The sequence below is a fragment of the Microvirga terricola genome, from assembly GCF_011777495.1.
GTDB classification, from domain to species: Bacteria; Pseudomonadota; Alphaproteobacteria; order Rhizobiales; family Beijerinckiaceae; genus Microvirga; species Microvirga terricola.
Genome location: NZ_JAATJS010000002.1, coordinates 810302 through 826853, shown reverse-complemented (window position 1 = coordinate 826853; position 16552 = coordinate 810302). Strand labels below are relative to the sequence as shown.

17 protein-coding genes and 3 tRNA genes are annotated in these 16552 nt (G+C 62.0%); 12 read left to right on the top strand and 8 right to left on the bottom strand.

Features of this window, described 5'->3' with window-relative positions:
- The 4 genes from HB375_RS08365 to HB375_RS08350 all read right to left on the bottom strand — a co-directional run.
- The coding region (locus HB375_RS08365) for a GTP-binding protein (RefSeq protein WP_246728389.1) at positions 1-249 on the bottom strand (249 nt) is incomplete at its 3' end.
- 67 nt (positions 250-316) lie between these two features.
- On the bottom strand, positions 317-832 hold the full coding sequence (locus HB375_RS08360; RefSeq protein WP_167672489.1) for a hypothetical protein: 516 nt from the start codon (positions 830-832) through the stop codon (positions 317-319).
- Positions 833-987: 155 nt separating this feature from the next.
- A tRNA-Gly gene (locus HB375_RS08355) sits at positions 988-1061 on the bottom strand.
- Between the two features lie 19 nt (positions 1062-1080).
- Positions 1081-1166: transfer RNA gene (locus tag HB375_RS08350), tRNA-Tyr, on the bottom strand.
- A 216-nt stretch (positions 1167-1382) separates the two neighbouring features.
- Between HB375_RS08350 and HB375_RS08345 the strand changes: the two genes are divergently transcribed.
- A complete protein-coding gene (locus HB375_RS08345) occupies positions 1383-2219 on the top strand; it encodes a TrmH family RNA methyltransferase (protein WP_167672488.1) in 837 nt (278 codons plus the stop codon).
- A gap of 240 nt (positions 2220-2459) precedes the next feature.
- Entirely contained in the window at positions 2460-4148 is a 1689-nt protein-coding gene (locus HB375_RS08340; protein ID WP_167672487.1) for an MFS transporter, read from the top strand.
- 101 nt (positions 4149-4249) lie between these two features.
- On the opposite strand, the gene HB375_RS18360 is transcribed toward HB375_RS08340, so the two are convergent.
- A complete protein-coding gene (locus HB375_RS18360) occupies positions 4250-5023 on the bottom strand; it encodes a M10 family metallopeptidase C-terminal domain-containing protein (RefSeq protein ID WP_167672486.1) in 774 nt (257 codons plus the stop codon).
- Positions 5024-5194: 171 nt separating this feature from the next.
- Between HB375_RS18360 and HB375_RS08330 the strand changes: the two genes are divergently transcribed.
- The 5 genes from HB375_RS08330 (at position 5195) to HB375_RS08310 (ending at position 9075) form a co-directional block, all read left to right on the top strand.
- Positions 5195-5269 (top strand) — tRNA-Thr (locus HB375_RS08330).
- A 162-nt stretch (positions 5270-5431) separates the two neighbouring features.
- Positions 5432-5704, top strand: coding sequence for a hypothetical protein (locus HB375_RS08325; protein WP_167672485.1), 273 nt, complete (start codon positions 5432-5434; stop codon positions 5702-5704).
- An 802-nt stretch (positions 5705-6506) separates the two neighbouring features.
- Positions 6507-7304, top strand: a complete 798-nt coding sequence (locus tag HB375_RS08320) for a TrmH family RNA methyltransferase (RefSeq protein ID WP_167672484.1) — start codon at positions 6507-6509, stop codon at positions 7302-7304.
- A 92-nt stretch (positions 7305-7396) separates the two neighbouring features.
- The gene (locus tag HB375_RS08315) at positions 7397-8365 is read left to right on the top strand and encodes an MBL fold metallo-hydrolase (protein WP_167672483.1); all 969 of its coding nucleotides are present in this window, start codon (positions 7397-7399) and stop codon (positions 8363-8365) included.
- A gap of 158 nt (positions 8366-8523) precedes the next feature.
- A complete protein-coding gene (locus HB375_RS08310) occupies positions 8524-9075 on the top strand; it encodes a methyltransferase family protein (protein WP_167672482.1) in 552 nt (183 codons plus the stop codon).
- A gap of 19 nt (positions 9076-9094) precedes the next feature.
- Here HB375_RS08310 and cutA read toward each other — a convergent pair whose 3' ends face one another.
- A complete protein-coding gene (gene cutA, locus HB375_RS08305; protein WP_167672481.1) occupies positions 9095-9418 on the bottom strand; it encodes a divalent-cation tolerance protein CutA in 324 nt (107 codons plus the stop codon).
- A gap of 50 nt (positions 9419-9468) precedes the next feature.
- On the opposite strand from cutA, the gene HB375_RS08300 reads away from it, so the two are divergent.
- Genes HB375_RS08300 through HB375_RS08285 form a run of 4 tightly spaced genes read left to right on the top strand, consistent with a single transcriptional unit; the run spans position 9469 to position 12214 of the window.
- Positions 9469-10239 carry an NAD kinase gene (locus HB375_RS08300; RefSeq protein WP_167672480.1) on the top strand — a complete coding sequence of 257 codons (771 nt, stop codon included), beginning with the start codon at positions 9469-9471 and terminating at the stop codon, positions 10237-10239.
- Positions 10240-10290: 51 nt separating this feature from the next.
- Entirely contained in the window at positions 10291-10773 is a 483-nt protein-coding gene (locus HB375_RS08295; protein WP_167672479.1) for a MaoC family dehydratase, read from the top strand.
- Complete coding sequence (locus HB375_RS08290) at positions 10773-11636, top strand: HpcH/HpaI aldolase/citrate lyase family protein (RefSeq protein WP_167672478.1); 864 nt, start codon at positions 10773-10775, stop codon at positions 11634-11636. The genes HB375_RS08295 and HB375_RS08290 overlap by 1 nt, the downstream gene beginning before the upstream one ends.
- Positions 11637-11641: 5 nt before the next feature.
- Positions 11642-12214 (top strand): GNAT family N-acetyltransferase, encoded by a 573-nt coding sequence (locus tag HB375_RS08285; RefSeq protein WP_167672477.1) that lies wholly within the window; start codon positions 11642-11644, stop codon positions 12212-12214.
- Positions 12215-12556: 342 nt separating this feature from the next.
- On the opposite strand, the gene HB375_RS08280 is transcribed toward HB375_RS08285, so the two are convergent.
- The gene (locus HB375_RS08280) at positions 12557-13165 is read right to left on the bottom strand and encodes a flavin reductase family protein (RefSeq protein ID WP_167672476.1); all 609 of its coding nucleotides are present in this window, start codon (positions 13163-13165) and stop codon (positions 12557-12559) included.
- 8 nt (positions 13166-13173) lie between these two features.
- Positions 13174-13737, bottom strand: a complete 564-nt coding sequence (locus HB375_RS08275) for a nitroreductase family protein (protein ID WP_167672475.1) — start codon at positions 13735-13737, stop codon at positions 13174-13176.
- 306 nt (positions 13738-14043) lie between these two features.
- On the opposite strand from HB375_RS08275, the gene HB375_RS08270 reads away from it, so the two are divergent.
- Positions 14044-16494 (top strand): YfhO family protein, encoded by a 2451-nt coding sequence (locus HB375_RS08270; RefSeq protein ID WP_167672474.1) that lies wholly within the window; start codon positions 14044-14046, stop codon positions 16492-16494.
- Positions 16495-16552 lie beyond the last annotated feature (58 nt).

Genomic DNA, 16552 nt, shown 5'->3' with positions numbered 1-16552 from the left:
AGGGCAGTCCACGTGCGCATAGTGACGGTTCGTCGTCTCGTACTCGACGTGCGCCGTCGAAATCGTGATACCGCGAGCCTTCTCTTCCGGCGCCTTGTCAATCTGGTCGTACGCCGTAAACGTCGCGCCCCCAGACTCAGCAAGAACCTTCGTGATCGCCGCCGTCAGAGACGTCTTGCCATGGTCAACGTGACCAATCGTCCCGATGTTGCAGTGCGGCTTAGTCCGCTCAAATTTTTCCTTCGCCATGTCCTATTGTCCTCGACACGCTTGATACCAGAACGGCAAACTTGTGCCGCCCAATAGGGCTCTTTGCTCAGTTGTGCAAGAGCCAGTTTCGATAGGCCGACAGATAATCCGTGATCATGGAGTAACCGAGGTCCGGTCCTTCGAATGCAACTGCGATGCCGGTCGCTAGGCCGCCGATGAGCTTTCTCGTCTCCAGCCGCCCCGGGTATCGCAGAATAAGATTGCCCGTCGCCTTGTCCACAATATCGATATCGGCCTGGATCTTAGCCTGGCTGTCCACGAAGACCCGGCGAGCAGTGGAGGGAATATCGAATGTCCTCAAGCGAACGACTGCCTTCACGGGGCGGCCGCTGGGGAAAATCGGACCGGCGAGATACATAACCTCGGCCTTGATCTTCGCATTGAGAGCCTGCCGGAAGTGCTCCTGCAGCGGGGGAAACTGGAACGCCGGTTCGGTCCTGATGCGATTGGCCGTTTCAGGATCCACAGCATTGGCCTTCAGGAAATTCTCTTCCTCACTCGGCCAGGATCGAATGATCTCAGCTCCTTCGACGGTCACATCGACAAGCTTATATTTTTGCATGTCACCGTCGGCGAGGTTGTGGGGAGGCACGCTCAAACAACCGGCCAAGAAGATGCATGCTAACGATATAATGATGCCTCTGATGGCCATTTTTCTACTTTTCCGGCGTAGTTACAGATTGTTGATGGGCGGGAAGACTAAAGAGAGGGGAGTGTTGGAGCGGGTGAAGGGAATCGAACCCTCGTATTCAGCTTGGAAGGCTGCTGCTCTACCATTGAGCTACACCCGCTTACGCTGCACTGGTTGGGTGGTGGGGGAAGTAGGACTCGAACCTACGAAGGCGTAAGCCAGCGGATTTACAGTCCGCCCCCTTTGCCACTCGGGACATTCCCCCTGATACCCAACCTTGGCGCGTGGCGCCGAGGCCGTTCACCGAAACGCTGCCCCTGGGGCGGGCGCTCCGTGGGCGCTCTTATGGTGAGCCGCATTGCCGGTGTCAACAGCAAAGCGCAAGAGATACCCAACCCGATACCCAACGCTGAGCCAATGGGTCGTGAATGGCCGCACCCTGTGTTATGGCCTACCCAACACCACACGAGATTGACACCCTATGAGCGAGCGCCCCTTCCATTCCAAGAAGCCACGGTTCCAGCGTCCGGCCGGAAAGCACGGGCATCGCGACAGGGAGTTCTCAAGAGAACCCTGGCGCGCGCCGTCGGACATCGACGTCACGATCCTCTACGGCTGGCACCCGGTCGCCGAGGCGCTGCGCAACGGCAAGCGGACGATTCGACGCCTCCTCGCGACGGAGAATTCGGCAAAGCGCCTTCATGACGAGCTGGGCGTTCCCCTGCCCATCGAACCGGAAATCGTCCGCCCCGGCGACATCAACCGGCTGGTGGAGGCGGATGCGGTCCATCAGGGGCTTTATCTCGAAGCTGATCCCCTGCCCTCGCCGACCCTCGACACGCTCAGTGGCAAGCGCGTGGTGCTGGCGCTCGATCAGATCACCGATCCCCACAATGTCGGCGCCATCGTGCGCACGGCGGCGGCCTTTGGGGTCGAGGCGATCATCACCACCGCCCGCCACAGCCCGGCGGCAACCGGCGTTCTGGCCAAGTCGGCCTCCGGTGGCCTGGAGCATGTGCCCTTCATGATCGTCCGCAACCTGGCGGACTCGCTGATCGCGCTCGGCGAACGCGGCTTCCAGCGCATCGGCCTCGATTCTTCCGGTGAGGCGAATCTCGACGAATTGCCGATCCGCAATCCGGTCGTGCTCGTGCTCGGCTCGGAGGGCAAGGGCCTGCGCCAGCGCACTCGCGAATGCTGCGACGTGATCGGCCGGCTGGACATGCCGGGAGCCATCAAGAGCCTCAACGTTTCCAACGCAGCGGCCATCTCACTTTATGCGGTGACAAAAGCCGCGGCGGCGAATACTGCCAAGTAATCGCGAAAGGCAGCTAAGACACTGTGTTTGCAGGAATATTCCTCCCCTGCGACACAGTCTTAGACAGAAGTCGCAAATACGAATTGGGAATTGTGGAGAGGTGCGCCACGTCTAACCTTTCAAATTGAAGGATTCCTGAGCCGCATGGCGCGGCCAAGGGGGCCTCGGCTCGCAGCCTTCGACAAGCAGGGCAACGGCCAAAACCCGGGACAAACCGGGGGCATATTGGAAGGAAACGTCATGGCAATCGCCACCGCAACGCCTCGGTCGGACGCCACAGTCCGACCGATGAGCGGCGAGGAAAAGAAGGTCATCTTCGCCTCGTCTCTCGGTACCGTCTTCGAATGGTACGACTTTTATCTTTACGGCTCGCTCGCGGGCATCATCGGCGCCCAGTTCTTCAGCCAGTATCCGCAGGCGACGCGCGACATCTTCGCGCTTCTGGCCTTCGCGGCGGGCTTCCTGGTTCGTCCCTTCGGCGCTCTCGTCTTCGGACGCATCGGCGACCTCGTGGGCCGCAAATATACCTTCCTCGTGACGATCCTGATCATGGGTCTGTCGACCTTCATCGTCGGTCTGCTGCCGAGCGCGAATCAGATCGGCATTGCCGCCCCCATCATCCTGATCGGCCTGCGCCTCCTCCAGGGCCTGGCGCTCGGCGGTGAATATGGCGGCGCTGCAACCTACGTGGCAGAACATGCGCCGCATGGCCGTCGCGGGTTCTACACCTCCTGGATTCAGACCACGGCAACGCTCGGTCTCTTTCTCTCGCTCATCGTGATCCTGTTTACCCGCACAATCCTGGGCGAGGCCGAGTTCGCGGCCTGGGGCTGGCGCGTTCCGTTCCTGGTTTCTGTGCTACTGCTCGGCGTCTCGCTCTGGATTCGTCTGCAACTGCAGGAATCCCCAGCCTTCCAGCGCATGAAGGAAGAGGGCACCGCCTCCAAGGCGCCGCTGTCCGAAGCCTTCGGCCAGTGGAAGAATGCCAAGATCGCTCTTCTGGCTCTCTTCGGTCTCGTCGCCGGCCAGGGCGTCGTCTGGTACACGGGCCAGTTCTATGCCCTGTTCTTCTTGCAATCGATCCTCAAGGTCGACGGCTACACGGCGAACCTGCTGATCGCGTGGTCGCTCCTGCTCGGCACGGCCTTCTTCGTGTTCTTCGGCTGGCTGTCGGATAAGATCGGCCGCAAGCCGATCATTTTGGCAGGCTGCCTGATCGCGGCGCTGACCTACTTCCCGCTCTTCAAGCAGATCGCCACGCTGGCGAATCCTGCTCTCGAAACGGCAGTGGAGAACGTCAAGGTCACGGTCGTGGCCGATCCGGCGGATTGCGGCAATCTCTTCAACCCGGTTGGCACCCGCGTGTTCACGTCGTCCTGCGACCTGGCGCGCGACCACCTAGCGAAGTCCTCAGTGAAGTACTCGACCGAGGCGGGTCCCGCAGGCCAACCGGCGAAGGTGCGCATTGGCTCGACCGAGGTGGCGTTCGACGCGGCAAAGGCCGCCGATTCCCAGAAGGCCGTGACCGCTGCCCTCCAGGCCGCCGGCTATCCGAAGGCTGGCGACGCCCAGATCGTGAAGATGACCCATCCCTTCGATCTCTTCCGTCCGCAGGTGGCGGGAATCGTTGGGCTGCTGTTCGTCCTCGTGATCTTCGTGACGATGGTCTATGGCCCGATCGCGGCTGCGCTGGTGGAACTCTTCCCCACACGCATCCGCTACTCCGGCATGTCGCTGCCCTATCACATCGGCAATGGCTGGTTCGGCGGCCTTCTGCCCGCGACCGCCTTCGCGATGGTCGCCCAGACCGGCGATATCTATTACGGCCTGTGGTACCCCATCGTGATTGCGCTCATGACCTTCGTCGTCGGCTTGATGTTCGTCCCCGAAACGAAGGATCGCGACATCTTTTCTTACAAGGGCGAGTAACCCACTCTTTGGAGTTGCGAAAAGCTAAGGCTCCGCCCATTGGCGGGGCCTTTTTCATGAGCAAAGTCGTTTAGTTCGGCAGAGTGGCGGAGGCCACGCGATCAGAGAAAGAAATCGCCGGCGGCAAGGGCGTGGTATCCCTTGAGAGTGATAGCGAAGTCGGCCTTCTTGTCGCCGTTCACGTCGCCGTAGACGTGGGTATTGCCGCCAACCGTCTCATAGCGAAGCTGCCCGGCCTTTCCGGTGAATCCCTTCGTTCCGATGAACGAGAACACCTGATTGCCACCGACTTTCGTGTTGGCGTCGATTGGCGAGAGGTCGATGCGATCCCTCTGGATTTTCGAGAAGTCGAAAATCACATCGCGACGGGACATCGAGACCTTGCTGTCCGCAATTGAACCGAAGACAAACCGATCCGCTCCAGTCCCGCCGTAAAGATCGTCGGCCCCGAGGCCGCCGACAAGCGTATCGTTCCCGCCGAATCCCTCCAGCAGATCGTCGCCACGGTCGCCATAGATCTTATCGTTTCCGTAAAGCGCGCTCTTTAGAAGAGCGAAGTCATCGGCAAGGGAATAAGTACTCGCCGCGGTCCGGAGCGCGTAGACGGAAATCCTGACGCCATCCATGGACCACAGCTGCTCGTGGTTCAGGAAGCTCGCGTAGCTCGTGACGATGCCCGTGAACGGTAAGTCGTAATCGTCATAGGTGAAGCCGTAGCCAGTGAACTGATCGAAATAATACTCGTAGGAGGTCGGTGCAGAATCGATGGCGAAGTACGTGGACGTACCGCTGTAAAGATCTCCGGAAAAAACATCTCCGAAGTCCACCTTCCGCAAATTGAAGCCGACTGGGCTATCCCAGATAAGCCGCGCCATGTTTTTCTCTCAACCGGTTCGTTGTTTGCGGTTGCCGAGGTCAGGCAACGCGCCATGAAACTGTGCTCGAACCTTATCGAGGGCCGGTTAACCGGGTCTGAACCGGGCGTTATGGGTTCGGTCATCGAGAAACTTGCGTCGCCAGCCACTCGCTGCTACCTGAACCTCGGCGCCGGCGTAGCACAGCGGTAGTGCAGCGGTTTTGTAAACCGAAGGTCGGGAGTTCGATCCTCTCCGCCGGCACCATTCCCCGAAAATTCCAGCTTTTCTTTTCGTCGCCGTGGCTGCCAATGAGCGGAACACCTTCGCTTTGCGCGCAAGCGACCCTAGTTCCATCTCCTAAGAGGAGTGCGCGCTGTGAACCGGGCGATCTTGGCCGCCGTATTGGCTGTAGGCGTGGCATCGTGTGTGCCGGTTTGGCCTGGCCCGGCTGTCGTCAGCTGCTCTGAATTCATCGGCAGGCCAATTTCCGCATTCACGGCCTACAGGCCGCCCAGCGCGATTATCAAGGTCAATCCGACGCCCTATGGATATGATTTCGTATCCAAGGAAACGGATTATGTCGGCGGCGAGGTCTATTACACCGTCAACTACATGGTCGGAGCCGACGCGCATGTTCTGCCCGTCTACCCGGCCGAAACGGTCTGCCGGGGCTCCTTCATCGGCACGCCCCTGCCCTGACTCTTAGGAAGTCGTGCTTGAATGGGTGATGAGCGGCGTCCCCAAATAAAAGGCCGCGATATCGAATATCGCGGCCTGATCGTTCGATCCGACCTCCCAGCAGAGGCAAGCGATCTCATCAATAACCGTAGGACCGTCGCTGCTCTCGCCGATGATTGTAATAACGCCGCCGCTCATTCTGAGGGCTAAACCACTCGCCTGTCCGTGGATCCTGTCTCAAATCGGGCTGCGTCCAGGCCGGGCATCCTTGCGGAGGGCAATCCCCACCATAAACGCGATCGCCGACAATACGGCGATGAGGAACCCCGGAGTGCCAAGCCTTCTGCACCAACGTCTCGGCCGAAGACTCTGACGCGGAATTCATATTGAGCGGCATCGCGGACGCGCCATGCACAAGTGCGAAGCCCGTCACGGCGAGAATGGGTCCAATAAGCAGTTTCTTAATCATTCGCTCACCTGCTGAAGCTTGGGCTTCCAGCGACAGAATTGTCATCAATCGCTTCATATCAGACAGCATCTCAACCAAAGATGAACGGAGCGCCTTCCTCTAATTACTCACCGATTTTTTTGAGCCCTCGGTTGACCTTGAGGAAAGTTTGATCTGTTCTTGCATGGAATTTATTTCCAAGATGTATTCAATTTGTTTTTCTTAATTATCGGAAATTCATCCTAAATTTATCTATCTTCACACATCTCCCTGACCATTCAGGGGAAACGCAGCCGCTTTGAGAGAACCGGGCGGGATCCGCTCGGCAATCCCTGACATTGCCTTTCGGCTAACCTTTCCAATAGAAGGCGATTTATGCCCATCGCCATTTCAGACTCCGACGATCCGCGCATCGAAGCCTATCGCGCTGTGCGCGAGCGTGACCTCGTGGGCCGGGAGCACCGGTTCGTGGCCGAGGGCGAAGTCGTGTTACGAGTACTTGCCCGGCAATCTCGCTTCGCGCCCGAATCCTTGCTGCTCGCGGAGAACCGCGTGGACAGCTTGAGAGATATTCTCGCGAACCTGCCGTCGGACGTCCCTGTCTACACTGCCAACCGAGCAGTCATGGACGCGATTGTGGGCTTTCCCATTCACCGCGGCATTCTGGCCGTCGTTCGGCGCGCGCCCTTGCCTCCCGTCGAGGAGCTTTTGGCGCGCCTGCCGGAACGCGCCTTGGTTGTCGGGCTGGTGGGCTTGGCGAACCATGACAATGTGGGCGGCATCTTTCGCAACGCGGCCGCCTTCGGCGCGGATGCGGTGCTTTTGGACTCGGAAACCTGCGACCCGCTTTACCGCAAGGCGATCCGGGTGTCCGTCGGCGGCGCGCTGGTCGTCCCCTTCACCCGCGCGCCCTCTGCGGACGCCATGGTGCAGGCATTGGTGGAAGCAAAGTTCGACGTCATCGCGCTGAGCCCCTCGGGCAAGGAAACTCTGGCCCGGCTCGAACGATCACCCCGTGCCGCCTTGCTGCTCGGCGCGGAAGGCCCCGGCCTTCCCGCCGACCTTCTGGCCCGGACGCGCACCGTGTCCATTCCCATGAGCGGCGGCTTCGATTCCCTCAACGTCGCAACAACCAGCGGCATCGCCCTGCATCATCTGGCCGGCACGAAATGATCCTTCGCTTGCTCGCTGACTTGTGAAAGGCCAAGCTCTTGCGCGGGTCTGTGGGAATTCTAGCCTTTGGCCTCCATGCAGGGAGCTGACCTATGACAATCACGCGCCGCGCCGTTCTCGCCAGTACCGCCCTTGCCGCCACTCCGATGGGAGGCCCCGTTTTGGCCCAGCAAAGTCCCGCTCCGCAGCAATCGCGACAGGCTCCCGGCTTCTATCGCTACAAGGTCGGCGATATCGAAGTGACCGCGATCCAGGACGGCTTCGCCCGCCGTCCGCTTGAAGGCTTCATCCGCAATGCGGAGCTGGCGCAGGTGCAGCAGGCGATGCAGGACGCCTTTCTCTCGACCGAGGCCCTGTCGATCACCTTCACCACGCTCGTGCTTCAGCAGAATGGCCGCCTGACCCTGATCGATACCGGTAACGGGGATTCGGGTGCGCCGACCTCCGGCCTGTGGATGTCGAATTTCCGCGCTGCGGGCTTTGACCCGGCGCAGGTCGACACGGTCGTCATCAGTCATTTCCACGGCGATCACATCAACGGGCTGAGGTTGAAGGACGGCACTGCCGTCTTCCCCAAGGCGGAGGTTCTGGTCCCCACCGCCGAATGGGATTTCTGGATGGATGATGCCCGCATGAATCAGGCTCCCGATGCCATGAAGGGCGGGTTCCAGGGCGTGCGGCGCGTGTTCGGCCCCATCGCCAAAGACGTGAAGCGCTACGAGGCGGGCAAGGAGATCGTGCCGGGCCTGACCAGCATCGCCGCGCCGGGCCATACGCCGGGCCACACCTCGTTCATGCTCTCGTCGGGCGCGGGCAAGCTGATCGTCATGTCCGACGTGACGAACCACCCGGCCCTTTTCGTGCGCAACCCCGACTGGTCCGCCATCTTCGACATGGATGCCGACGTGGCCCGCGCCACGAGGCGGCGGATGCTCGACATGGCGGCAGCCGAGAAAGCCCAGGTCGCGTTCTATCACGCCCCCTTCCCCGCCACAGGCCATATCGCAAAGGACGGCAGCGGCTTCCGCTTCGTGCCGGTGCAATGGAACTCGGGGGTCTGAGGCCGGGATCCTCAGCCCCTCAACACCTGCGGGTCTGAGGTCCGCTCACTTACGGAATAACAGCTTCGCAACGCATTACGCAACCTGCTGTTGCTGTTATAGCATTGCTATACAATATATAGGTTCCGCCCCGTTTACCGACCCGGACGGAGCAGCCGTTGTCTTTTCTCTCGACCTTGTTCCTCGTCGCCGCCTGCCTAGCGGGCTTCGGCGGATTCGTCTGGTCCACGTGGACGCATTTTCAGGACACGGGCGAGCGCCCCGTCGGAGCGTGGCTCATCTTCGTCTTAACGCCCCTCGGCGTCCTTGCCACGGTCTATATCGTCCTGACCCAGCCCATTTACGATTTTCTCTTGCTGGGCCTTGGCCTTTACGCCGTTGCGCTCGGCCTGCTCTGGTGGGCGATTGTCGAGACGAAGGACGCGCGGCTCCCTATGGCATTTTCGGGCGACACGCCGGCTCAGCTCCTGTCGCGGGGCCCCTATTCTCTCGTGCGGCATCCCTTCTATTCGTCCTGCCTGCTTTACTGGCTGGCCGGAGCGGTTGCGACGGGAAGCCTCCTTCTCTTCGCGTTCTTTGTCGGAATGACCTGCCTCTACTTGCGAGCAGCCCTGCTGGAGGAGGCCACATTCGCCCGAAGCTTCTTCGCGCACGAATACCGGGCTTACGCGGCACGGACGGGCATGTTCGTGCCGTGGCTCCTTCCCTGAAGGCGGTCGCGGCGGCCATTTAATCCGAGACCGTCTCCGCCAGAAGCCACGCCATGGTGTCGCCGTCCGCGCCGGTCGGCTCGATGAAGAAAATGGCGGGCGTATCATAGGGATGGCGCGTCTTTAGCGCCTCGTGCACTTCGGCCTGCAAGGCCTTGCGGGTCTTGAGGATGGCGACCGCCTCGTGGCCGCGCTCGATCTCTCCCTGCCAGGCATAGAGGGAGATCATGCCGGGCAGGATGTTGATGCAGGCGATCAGGCGGTCGCGGACCAACGTTTCCCCAATCGACAATGCGGTGTCGACATCGGGAAAGGTCGTATAGACGAGCAGTGGCCTCTCCATGCTATGCCTGTCCTTCCGCACTGGTTCGGGTGGCATAAGGGTATCTGGGCATGGCCCGCCGTTTCAACACCGTCGCATTCGTCGCGTCCCCGACGCCGGACGCTCAGAGCGCCCTTCAGGTGCTCCAGCAGCGCTATGCCAGCGTGGGGCCGGATGAGGCAGACGTCGTCGTCGCGCTGGGCGGCGACGGCCTGATGCTGCAAACCCTTCATCGCTTCATGGGGACAGGCAAGCCCATCTACGGCATGAACAAGGGCACCATCGGCTTCCTGATGAACGACTTCCGGGAGGACGAACTGTTCGAGCGCCTCGAGACGGCGCAGCGCAGCGTGGTTCACCCCCTTCTCATGGTCGCCTGGGACATGAAGGGCCAGGCGCATACGGCCCGCGCGATCAATGAAGTCTCCATGCTGCGGCAGACCTATCAGGCGGCCAAGCTGCGCGTGAGCGTCGATTCGCGGGTGCGGATCGACGAACTGAGCGCCGACGGAATCCTGATCGCCACGCCCGCTGGCTCGACCGCCTACAATCTCTCGGTCAACGGACCGATCCTGCCCCTGACCGCGCCGCTTCTGGCGCTGACCCCGATTTCCGCCTTCCGCCCCCGTCGCTGGCGCGGCGCGCTGCTGCCGGATTACGCTCGCATCCAGATCGAAGTCCTGGATCCCGAAAACCGCCCCGTGAGCGCGGTCGCAGACCACACCGAGTTCCGCAACGTCTCGCGGGTGGAGGCGGCGCTCGACCGCAGCGTCGATCTCGTGATGCTGCACGACCCCGGCCACAGCCTGGACGAGCGCATCCTGCGCGAACAGTTCGGTTGAGAGCTGAACAGCGGACCCCATAAAAGCAAGGCGAGGACAAAGGACCGTCTCATGATCGACGAGAGCACAAGGCATCCCCGCGGCGGCCTCTACTTCGAGGACTTTGCTGTCGGCACCACCATCAAACACCGCCTGACGCGGACGGTGACGCAGATGGACAACATGCTCTTTTCCAACATGACGCTGAACCCTCAACCGCTCCACATCGACGCGCATTTCTGCGCGACGGAAACGGAATGGGGAAAGCCGCTGATGAATTCCCTTTTCACGCTGGGTCTCATGATCGGCATTTCGGTCAACGACACGACGGTCGGTACCACCATCGCCAATCTCGGCATGACGGACGTGAAATTCCCCGCTCCGCTCTTCGAGGGCGACACCATCAACGCGACAACGGAAATCGCCGCCAAGCGTGAGTCGAAATCGCGGTCGGATGCGGGCATCGTCGAGTTCATCCATCGGGCCTATAAGCAGGACGGCACGCTTGTCGCCGAATGCCGGCGGCAGGCTTTCATGCGCAAACGGAGCGCCTGATGCGGTCCCTCCTCTTCGTTCCCGGCGACAGCCCCAAGAAGCTGGAAAAGGCGCTCAGCTCCGGCGCGGATGTGCTCATCATCGATCTTGAGGATTCCGTCGCGCTTAGCGCGAAGGAGGAAGCAAGGCGCGTCACGGCAGCGTTCGTGCGCGAGCATCGCGGCAAGAGCGACAGGCCGCGCCTTTTCGTGCGCGTCAACGGGCTCACGACGGGCCTCGTCGATGAGGACCTCGACGGCGTGATGGCCGCGGCACCCGAGGGCGTCGTGTTGCCGAAGACAGTCGGAGGTGTGGACGTCTCGCATCTCGGCGCGAAGCTCGCCGTGCGCGAGGCCGAGTTTGGGCTGGAGGACGGTGGCACCCGCATTCTCGCCATCGCGACGGAAAACGCGGCCGGCGTCTTCGCGCTTGGCACCTTCGCAGGCGCGAGCCATCGCCTCATGGGCATCACCTGGGGCGGCGAGGACCTTTCCGCCGATCTCGGCGCGGAGACCAACCGCGATGAAACGGGAGCCTATACGGAGCCCTATCGCCTCGCCCGCTCACTGACGCTTTTGGGGGCCGCCGCCGCGTCGGTGGACACCATCGATTCCGTCTACACCAACTTTCGCGACATGGAGGGCCTGGAAGCCGAATGCCGCGCCGCGCGCCGCGACGGCTTCGTCGCAAAAATGGCGATCCATCCTGCGCAAGTTCCCGTCATCAATGCCGCCTTCACGCCATCCCCCGAGGCCATTGAGCGCGCCGGCACGGTCATTGCAGCCTTCGAGGCCAATCCCGGCGCCGGCGTGGTCGGCGTCAACGGCGAAATGCTGGATCGGCCACATCTCTTGCGGGCGCAGCGCCTCCTCAACAGAGTCTAACGGCCATGATCAGAGCCGATTTCGACGCTCAGCCGAAGCTTCAATCAAGCTTGCTCGAACTCAGGCCTTTGAGACGCGAAGACTTGAACGGCTTGTTCGCTGCTGCAGGACGTCCCGAAGTTTGGGCAGGGCACCCGGCAAAGGATCGCTACAAGAGAGACGTCTTCGAGAAATATTTCGAGTTCTTGCTCGAGACCAAAAGCACGCTCGTCGTCATCGACCGGCAATCGGACAAGATCATCGGCTGCTCGCGGTACTACGTGGCGCCGGATCAGCCGGACAGCATGTCGATCGGCTTCACCTTCCTCAATCATGCCTATTGGGGCGGCGGGACGAATTTCGAAGTCAAACGCCTCATGCTGGACCACGCCTTCCAGACCTTCTCCGAGGTGTGGTTTCACATCGCCCCGACCAACATCCGCTCACAGAAAGCCACGGCCAAGCTCGGTGCGGAGCATGTCTATAATGCGACACTGAATTTGTCGGGCACGCCTTCCGAGGGAATGTGCTTCCGTTTGAGCAAGGAAGCTTGGAACCGGGCGCTCAAAGACAAAGAAGTTCAGAGAGCAACTGGCTAGAGCGTCCCTCTTCGGCCTCAGGACGACGGCTTTGGCGTCCTGGGGATGACCCGGGCGACAGGACGTGCCCCGTCGTAGAGCGTGCAGCTATAGCGGGAGAGCCATTCGTGAGGAGCGCCCTCAACCAGGAACCGGGCATAGCCGTCTTGCGATGCCCCGCCTCGGGGACCCGCAAAGCGAAGGACTACGCTCCATATCGGTTCCTCGCCGGGCCATGCCTCACCTTGATGCTCGAAAAGAGCCGGAGATGACCACGTCGGACCTGGGGGCGGCCTGTTCGCCCGCTCTCCTAACCACACGATGCGGACTGGTACTTCGGGCGTCATACGCTCCTCCAGACCTTCAAGTCCCCGGCCTTTTCAGCGAAAACTTCGTCTCCGGCGTCGCGACGAAATAGTCGCGGTAACCCGAACGCGCGATGGGGCGCATGGCGGCGGTGTCGACGAGGCCGTCGATGATGAAGCGGTCATCGATATAGATGCCGACGACCTGCCCAATCACGAGATAATAGCCCGGTTCCCCGCCTCCCATCGGCACCAGCGGGACTGTCTGGAGCCATTTGCATTCGAGCGCCGCAGGTGCGTTCGCGACGCGCGGCGGCTTCACGAGTCTTGAGGGCGCAGCGGCGAGGCCCGCATGGATCATTTCATTTTCGCCGCGCGGGAGAGGCGCGGATGTCGCATTCATCTCCTCGCGCAGGTCGAAGGTCGCGAGGTTGCAGACGAATTCCTTCGTCTCCTCCGCAAATGTCACCGCATCCTTCCGCCCGGACGAGGAGAACGCCACCATGTGGGGCTTTTCCGACACCGCGTTAAAGAAGGAATAGGGCGAGAGGTTCACCTCCCCCTTCGCGCTGATGGTCGTGATCCACCCGATGGGACGCGGCGAGACCAGCGCCTTGAAAGGATCGTGCGGCAGGCCGTGAGTGTTCGCGGCGGTTTCGTAGAACATGCGCCCGCTCAGAATCGCGTGACGATGTCGCCGAGCGCTGGCCGGGGCCGGTCGATGGGGATCTCCTTCGCCGTCCCGATGTGGACGTAACCGGCAATCCGTTCGTCGGGCGCGAGACCGAGTACATCGAGCACGCGCCGGTCGAACGCCGCCCAGCCGGTCAGCCATGATGCGCCGTAGCCCAGCGCGTTCGCGGCGTTCAGGAGGTTCATGCACACAGCGCCGGCCGAGAGCACCTGCTCCCAATCGGGGATCTTCACGTGCGGGACCACTCGCGACACGACGGCAACTACGAGCGGCGCCTGCGCGAAGCGATTGCGTTCGGTCTCCACCTTTTCGGGGTCCGCCTCAGGCTGGTCCGCCTGAAAGGCCTTGACCAGAACCTCTCCCAGACGCTGGCGCGCCTCGCCCTCGATGACGATGAAGCGCCAAGGCACCAGCTTGCCGTGGTCCGGCACGCGGGACGCGACGGTGAGGAGCGTTTCGACCTCGGACGGGCTCGGGCCGGGTTCGCCCAGCCAGCGCACCGGAACCGAACGGCGCTGCTGAAGGCGGGAAAGACTGTCGTTCATAGGACCTTCATTCGGCGTGAATAATGTGAAAGAATGCGTGCGGGTGTCCGAAAACGAGGCGAGCCCGCAGGCTTGCCATGGTCTCGCCGTCTTGATGCGGTTGAGGAAGCGCGGGCGTTCCCAAGCTTGACCGTTGCCGCGAAGAACAGCAACGGATGTATAGGGGGAGTGTGGTGACACGCCAAGCAGGTTTCCGACCTTTGGCGAGCGACGGGAGCGTTCCGGCCCTTCGGGCGGCGCGCCTTAGCTCGCAAGCGGGAGTCGTGCGCCGATCGGTCCTTTTGGCGGAGCGCCGCGTTAAAGAACATGCACACATCGTCCCCCGCAATCGATAACGGACCGGCCGACGACATCTGGTCCCGGCGGCAAACGCTGATCGCGTTCGGCCTCATCCTCGCCGTTTGGGCGATTGCTGCTTCCATCTGGCCGCTGACCGGCTCGGTCGTTCCGTGGGATTCCAAGAACCAGTTCTACCCCACCCTGCGCTATCTCGGGGCCGCCCTTGCCCACGGCGAATTGCCGCTCTGGAACCCCTACCATTTCGGCGGGCACCCCTCCGCCGCCGACCCGCAATCCCTGCTTTTCACGCCCTCTATGCTGCTGTTCGGTTGGCTCGTGCCGGCCCCATCCATGCAGCTTTTCGATGTGGTCGTGTTCGCCCATTTCCTGCCCGGCACGCTGGCCTTCGTTCCGCTCTTCCGACGCCGCGGCTGGCATCCCGCCGGCGCGGTCGTCGCCGCCATCATCTTCATGCTTGGCGGCTCTGCCACGGCGCGGCTCCAGCATACCGGCATCATTCTCAGCTACGGCTTCTTCCCGCTGGCGCTCTGGTTGCTGGAAGAGGCGCTCGACCGCCGGTCCTATCGCTTCGGCGTGCTCTTCGCGGTCACCGGCGCGCTCATGACCATCGGGCGGGATCAAGTGGCGTTCCTCTGCGCCCTGACGCTGATTGCGGTCGCCCTGCACCGGATTTTCACCGCCGAGAAGCCGCTGTCCTATCTCGCCTCGCGCCTGCCGTTACTTCTGACGATGGGCGCAGTCGGCGGTGGGCTGCTGGCCGTGCCGGTGGTCCTCACCATGCAGTTCCTGGCGACGTCTACGCGCCCGTCCTTCGGCTTCGGCGTGGCGGCCATGGGCTCGCTCCCGCCGGAGAGCCTCGCCACGATCCTGTTCGGCAACGTGTTTGGTTCGCTCCGCTGGACCTATGACTATTGGGGACCTGACTGGCACAGTCTGGCCGAAGGGACCTGGACCGACCGGGCGACCAACTACCTCTTCATCGGAACGCTGCCGGCCCTGTTCCTGATCTGGCACGGCGTGGCGGGTGGGCGTCTGTTCGCCCGTGAGTTCCGCTTCTTCCTGGTGTTCGGCATTCTCACCCTTCTCTATGCGCTCGGACGCTATACGCCCGGCTTCGAGGTGATTTTCGATCACCTGCCCGGCGTGGACCTCTATCGCCGCCCGGCGGATGCGACCTTCCTCGTCAACATCGCGCTTGCCTTCTCCGTCGGCTATCTCGTCCATCGCTATGTGACAGAGGGTCTGCCACGCTGGAGCAGGAGCGCGCTTGGCAAGTTCTGGGTCCTGCTGCCGATGCTCGCGGTCGGGCTCGTCATCGCGGCGATTGCCAGCGCCATGGTCTTCGCTGTGCAGGCGGGGCATGTCTCCTCGGCCCTGAGCGAGATCGCCCTCGGGCTCTTCACCGCCGCCCTCGCCATGAGTGTGCTTCTCAAGACCAGCGGCAGGGCCCGCTGGCGCGAGGCGGTCGCGCTCTGCCTCATCACCTTGACCGGCGGAGAACTGATCTCCCGCCACGCCGCCTCCGCCCTCAACGCGGAACCGGCGGGACGCTACGCGGTCTTCCGCCAGCTTCCGCCCGAACAGCTCCAGGGTCTCCAGATCCTGAAGCGCGAACTCAATGAGCGCCATGCCCAGGGCCAGTATCCGCGCGTGGAGATTTTGGGCCTGAGCGGCCCCTGGCAGAATGCCTCCATGGTTCTCGAGATCGAGGACATCATCGGCTACAACCCGCTTCGCCTCGCCGATTACGAGCGCGCCATCGGACCGGGCGAGAACGCCGAGGACCCCAATTTGCGGCAATTCCCGGCGACTTTCCGGGGCTACAAGTGCGAACTCGCAAGCCTTCTGGGCCTCGAATATCTCGTGCTCGACCGGCCTATCGAACGCCTGCCGCGCCACTTCCCCCGCCTCACCGGAGCCGAGATCGTCTATGGCACCGGCCGCATGTGGATTTATCGGCTGAACCCCTCGACCCCGCGGGCCTATGTGGCGCATCAGGTGAGCGCGGTGGATTCCGAGGCCATTCTCGACCAGGACGAGTTGCCCGAGTTCAACCGCCAGACGGAAGTGTTGATCGACGACAACAGCATGCCGCTGCTTAAAAGCCGCTACGGCTCGACCGCGGCGGGCGCCACACCGGACGACGCCAAGGGCAAGGCAACCGTCGTCAGCTATCGCCGCAATTCCGTCGTCATCGACGTGGATAACAGCGAAGCTGGCGTGCTCGTCCTGCACGACATCTTCTATCCGGGTTGGGAAGTGACCGTCGATGGCGAGCGCCAGCCCATGCTGCGCGCCAACCTTCTCTTCCGTGGCGTCGAAGTGCCCGCCGGAAAGCACCGCGTGACATTCGAGTTCCGTCCGATTTCCATCGAAAACCTCATTACCGCCGCCTCCGATCTCGTGAAAACCGAGATGGAGCCGATCAGGACGGCCTCCGCCGCCCCGATCCGCTGACCAACCCGACATTTGATTGATGAAGCATTTTCTGCGATCCGTTTCCGCATCCGGCCTC

What these genes read in the sequence shown, in the direction of transcription:
- HB375_RS08360 (WP_167672489.1), bottom strand. Translation starts at nt 832, where the DNA reads ATGCAAAAATATAAGCTTGTCGATGTGACCGTCGAAGGAGCTGAGATC.
- HB375_RS08345 (WP_167672488.1), top strand. Translation starts at nt 1,383, where the DNA reads ATGAGCGAGCGCCCCTTCCATTCCAAGAAGCCACGGTTCCAGCGTCCG.
- HB375_RS08340 (WP_167672487.1), top strand. Translation starts at nt 2,460, where the DNA reads ATGGCAATCGCCACCGCAACGCCTCGGTCGGACGCCACAGTCCGACCG.
- HB375_RS18360 (WP_167672486.1), bottom strand. Translation starts at nt 5,023, where the DNA reads ATGGCGCGGCTTATCTGGGATAGCCCAGTCGGCTTCAATTTGCGGAAG.
- HB375_RS08320 (WP_167672484.1), top strand. Translation starts at nt 6,507, where the DNA reads ATGCCCATCGCCATTTCAGACTCCGACGATCCGCGCATCGAAGCCTAT.
- HB375_RS08315 (WP_167672483.1), top strand. Translation starts at nt 7,397, where the DNA reads ATGACAATCACGCGCCGCGCCGTTCTCGCCAGTACCGCCCTTGCCGCC.
- cutA (WP_167672481.1), bottom strand. Translation starts at nt 9,418, where the DNA reads ATGGAGAGGCCACTGCTCGTCTATACGACCTTTCCCGATGTCGACACC.
- HB375_RS08300 (WP_167672480.1), top strand. Translation starts at nt 9,469, where the DNA reads ATGGCCCGCCGTTTCAACACCGTCGCATTCGTCGCGTCCCCGACGCCG.
- HB375_RS08295 (WP_167672479.1), top strand. Translation starts at nt 10,291, where the DNA reads ATGATCGACGAGAGCACAAGGCATCCCCGCGGCGGCCTCTACTTCGAG.
- HB375_RS08290 (WP_167672478.1), top strand. Translation starts at nt 10,773, where the DNA reads ATGCGGTCCCTCCTCTTCGTTCCCGGCGACAGCCCCAAGAAGCTGGAA.
- HB375_RS08285 (WP_167672477.1), top strand. Translation starts at nt 11,642, where the DNA reads ATGATCAGAGCCGATTTCGACGCTCAGCCGAAGCTTCAATCAAGCTTG.
- HB375_RS08280 (WP_167672476.1), bottom strand. Translation starts at nt 13,165, where the DNA reads ATGTTCTACGAAACCGCCGCGAACACTCACGGCCTGCCGCACGATCCT.
- HB375_RS08275 (WP_167672475.1), bottom strand. Translation starts at nt 13,737, where the DNA reads ATGAACGACAGTCTTTCCCGCCTTCAGCAGCGCCGTTCGGTTCCGGTG.
- HB375_RS08270 (WP_167672474.1), top strand. Translation starts at nt 14,044, where the DNA reads ATGCACACATCGTCCCCCGCAATCGATAACGGACCGGCCGACGACATC.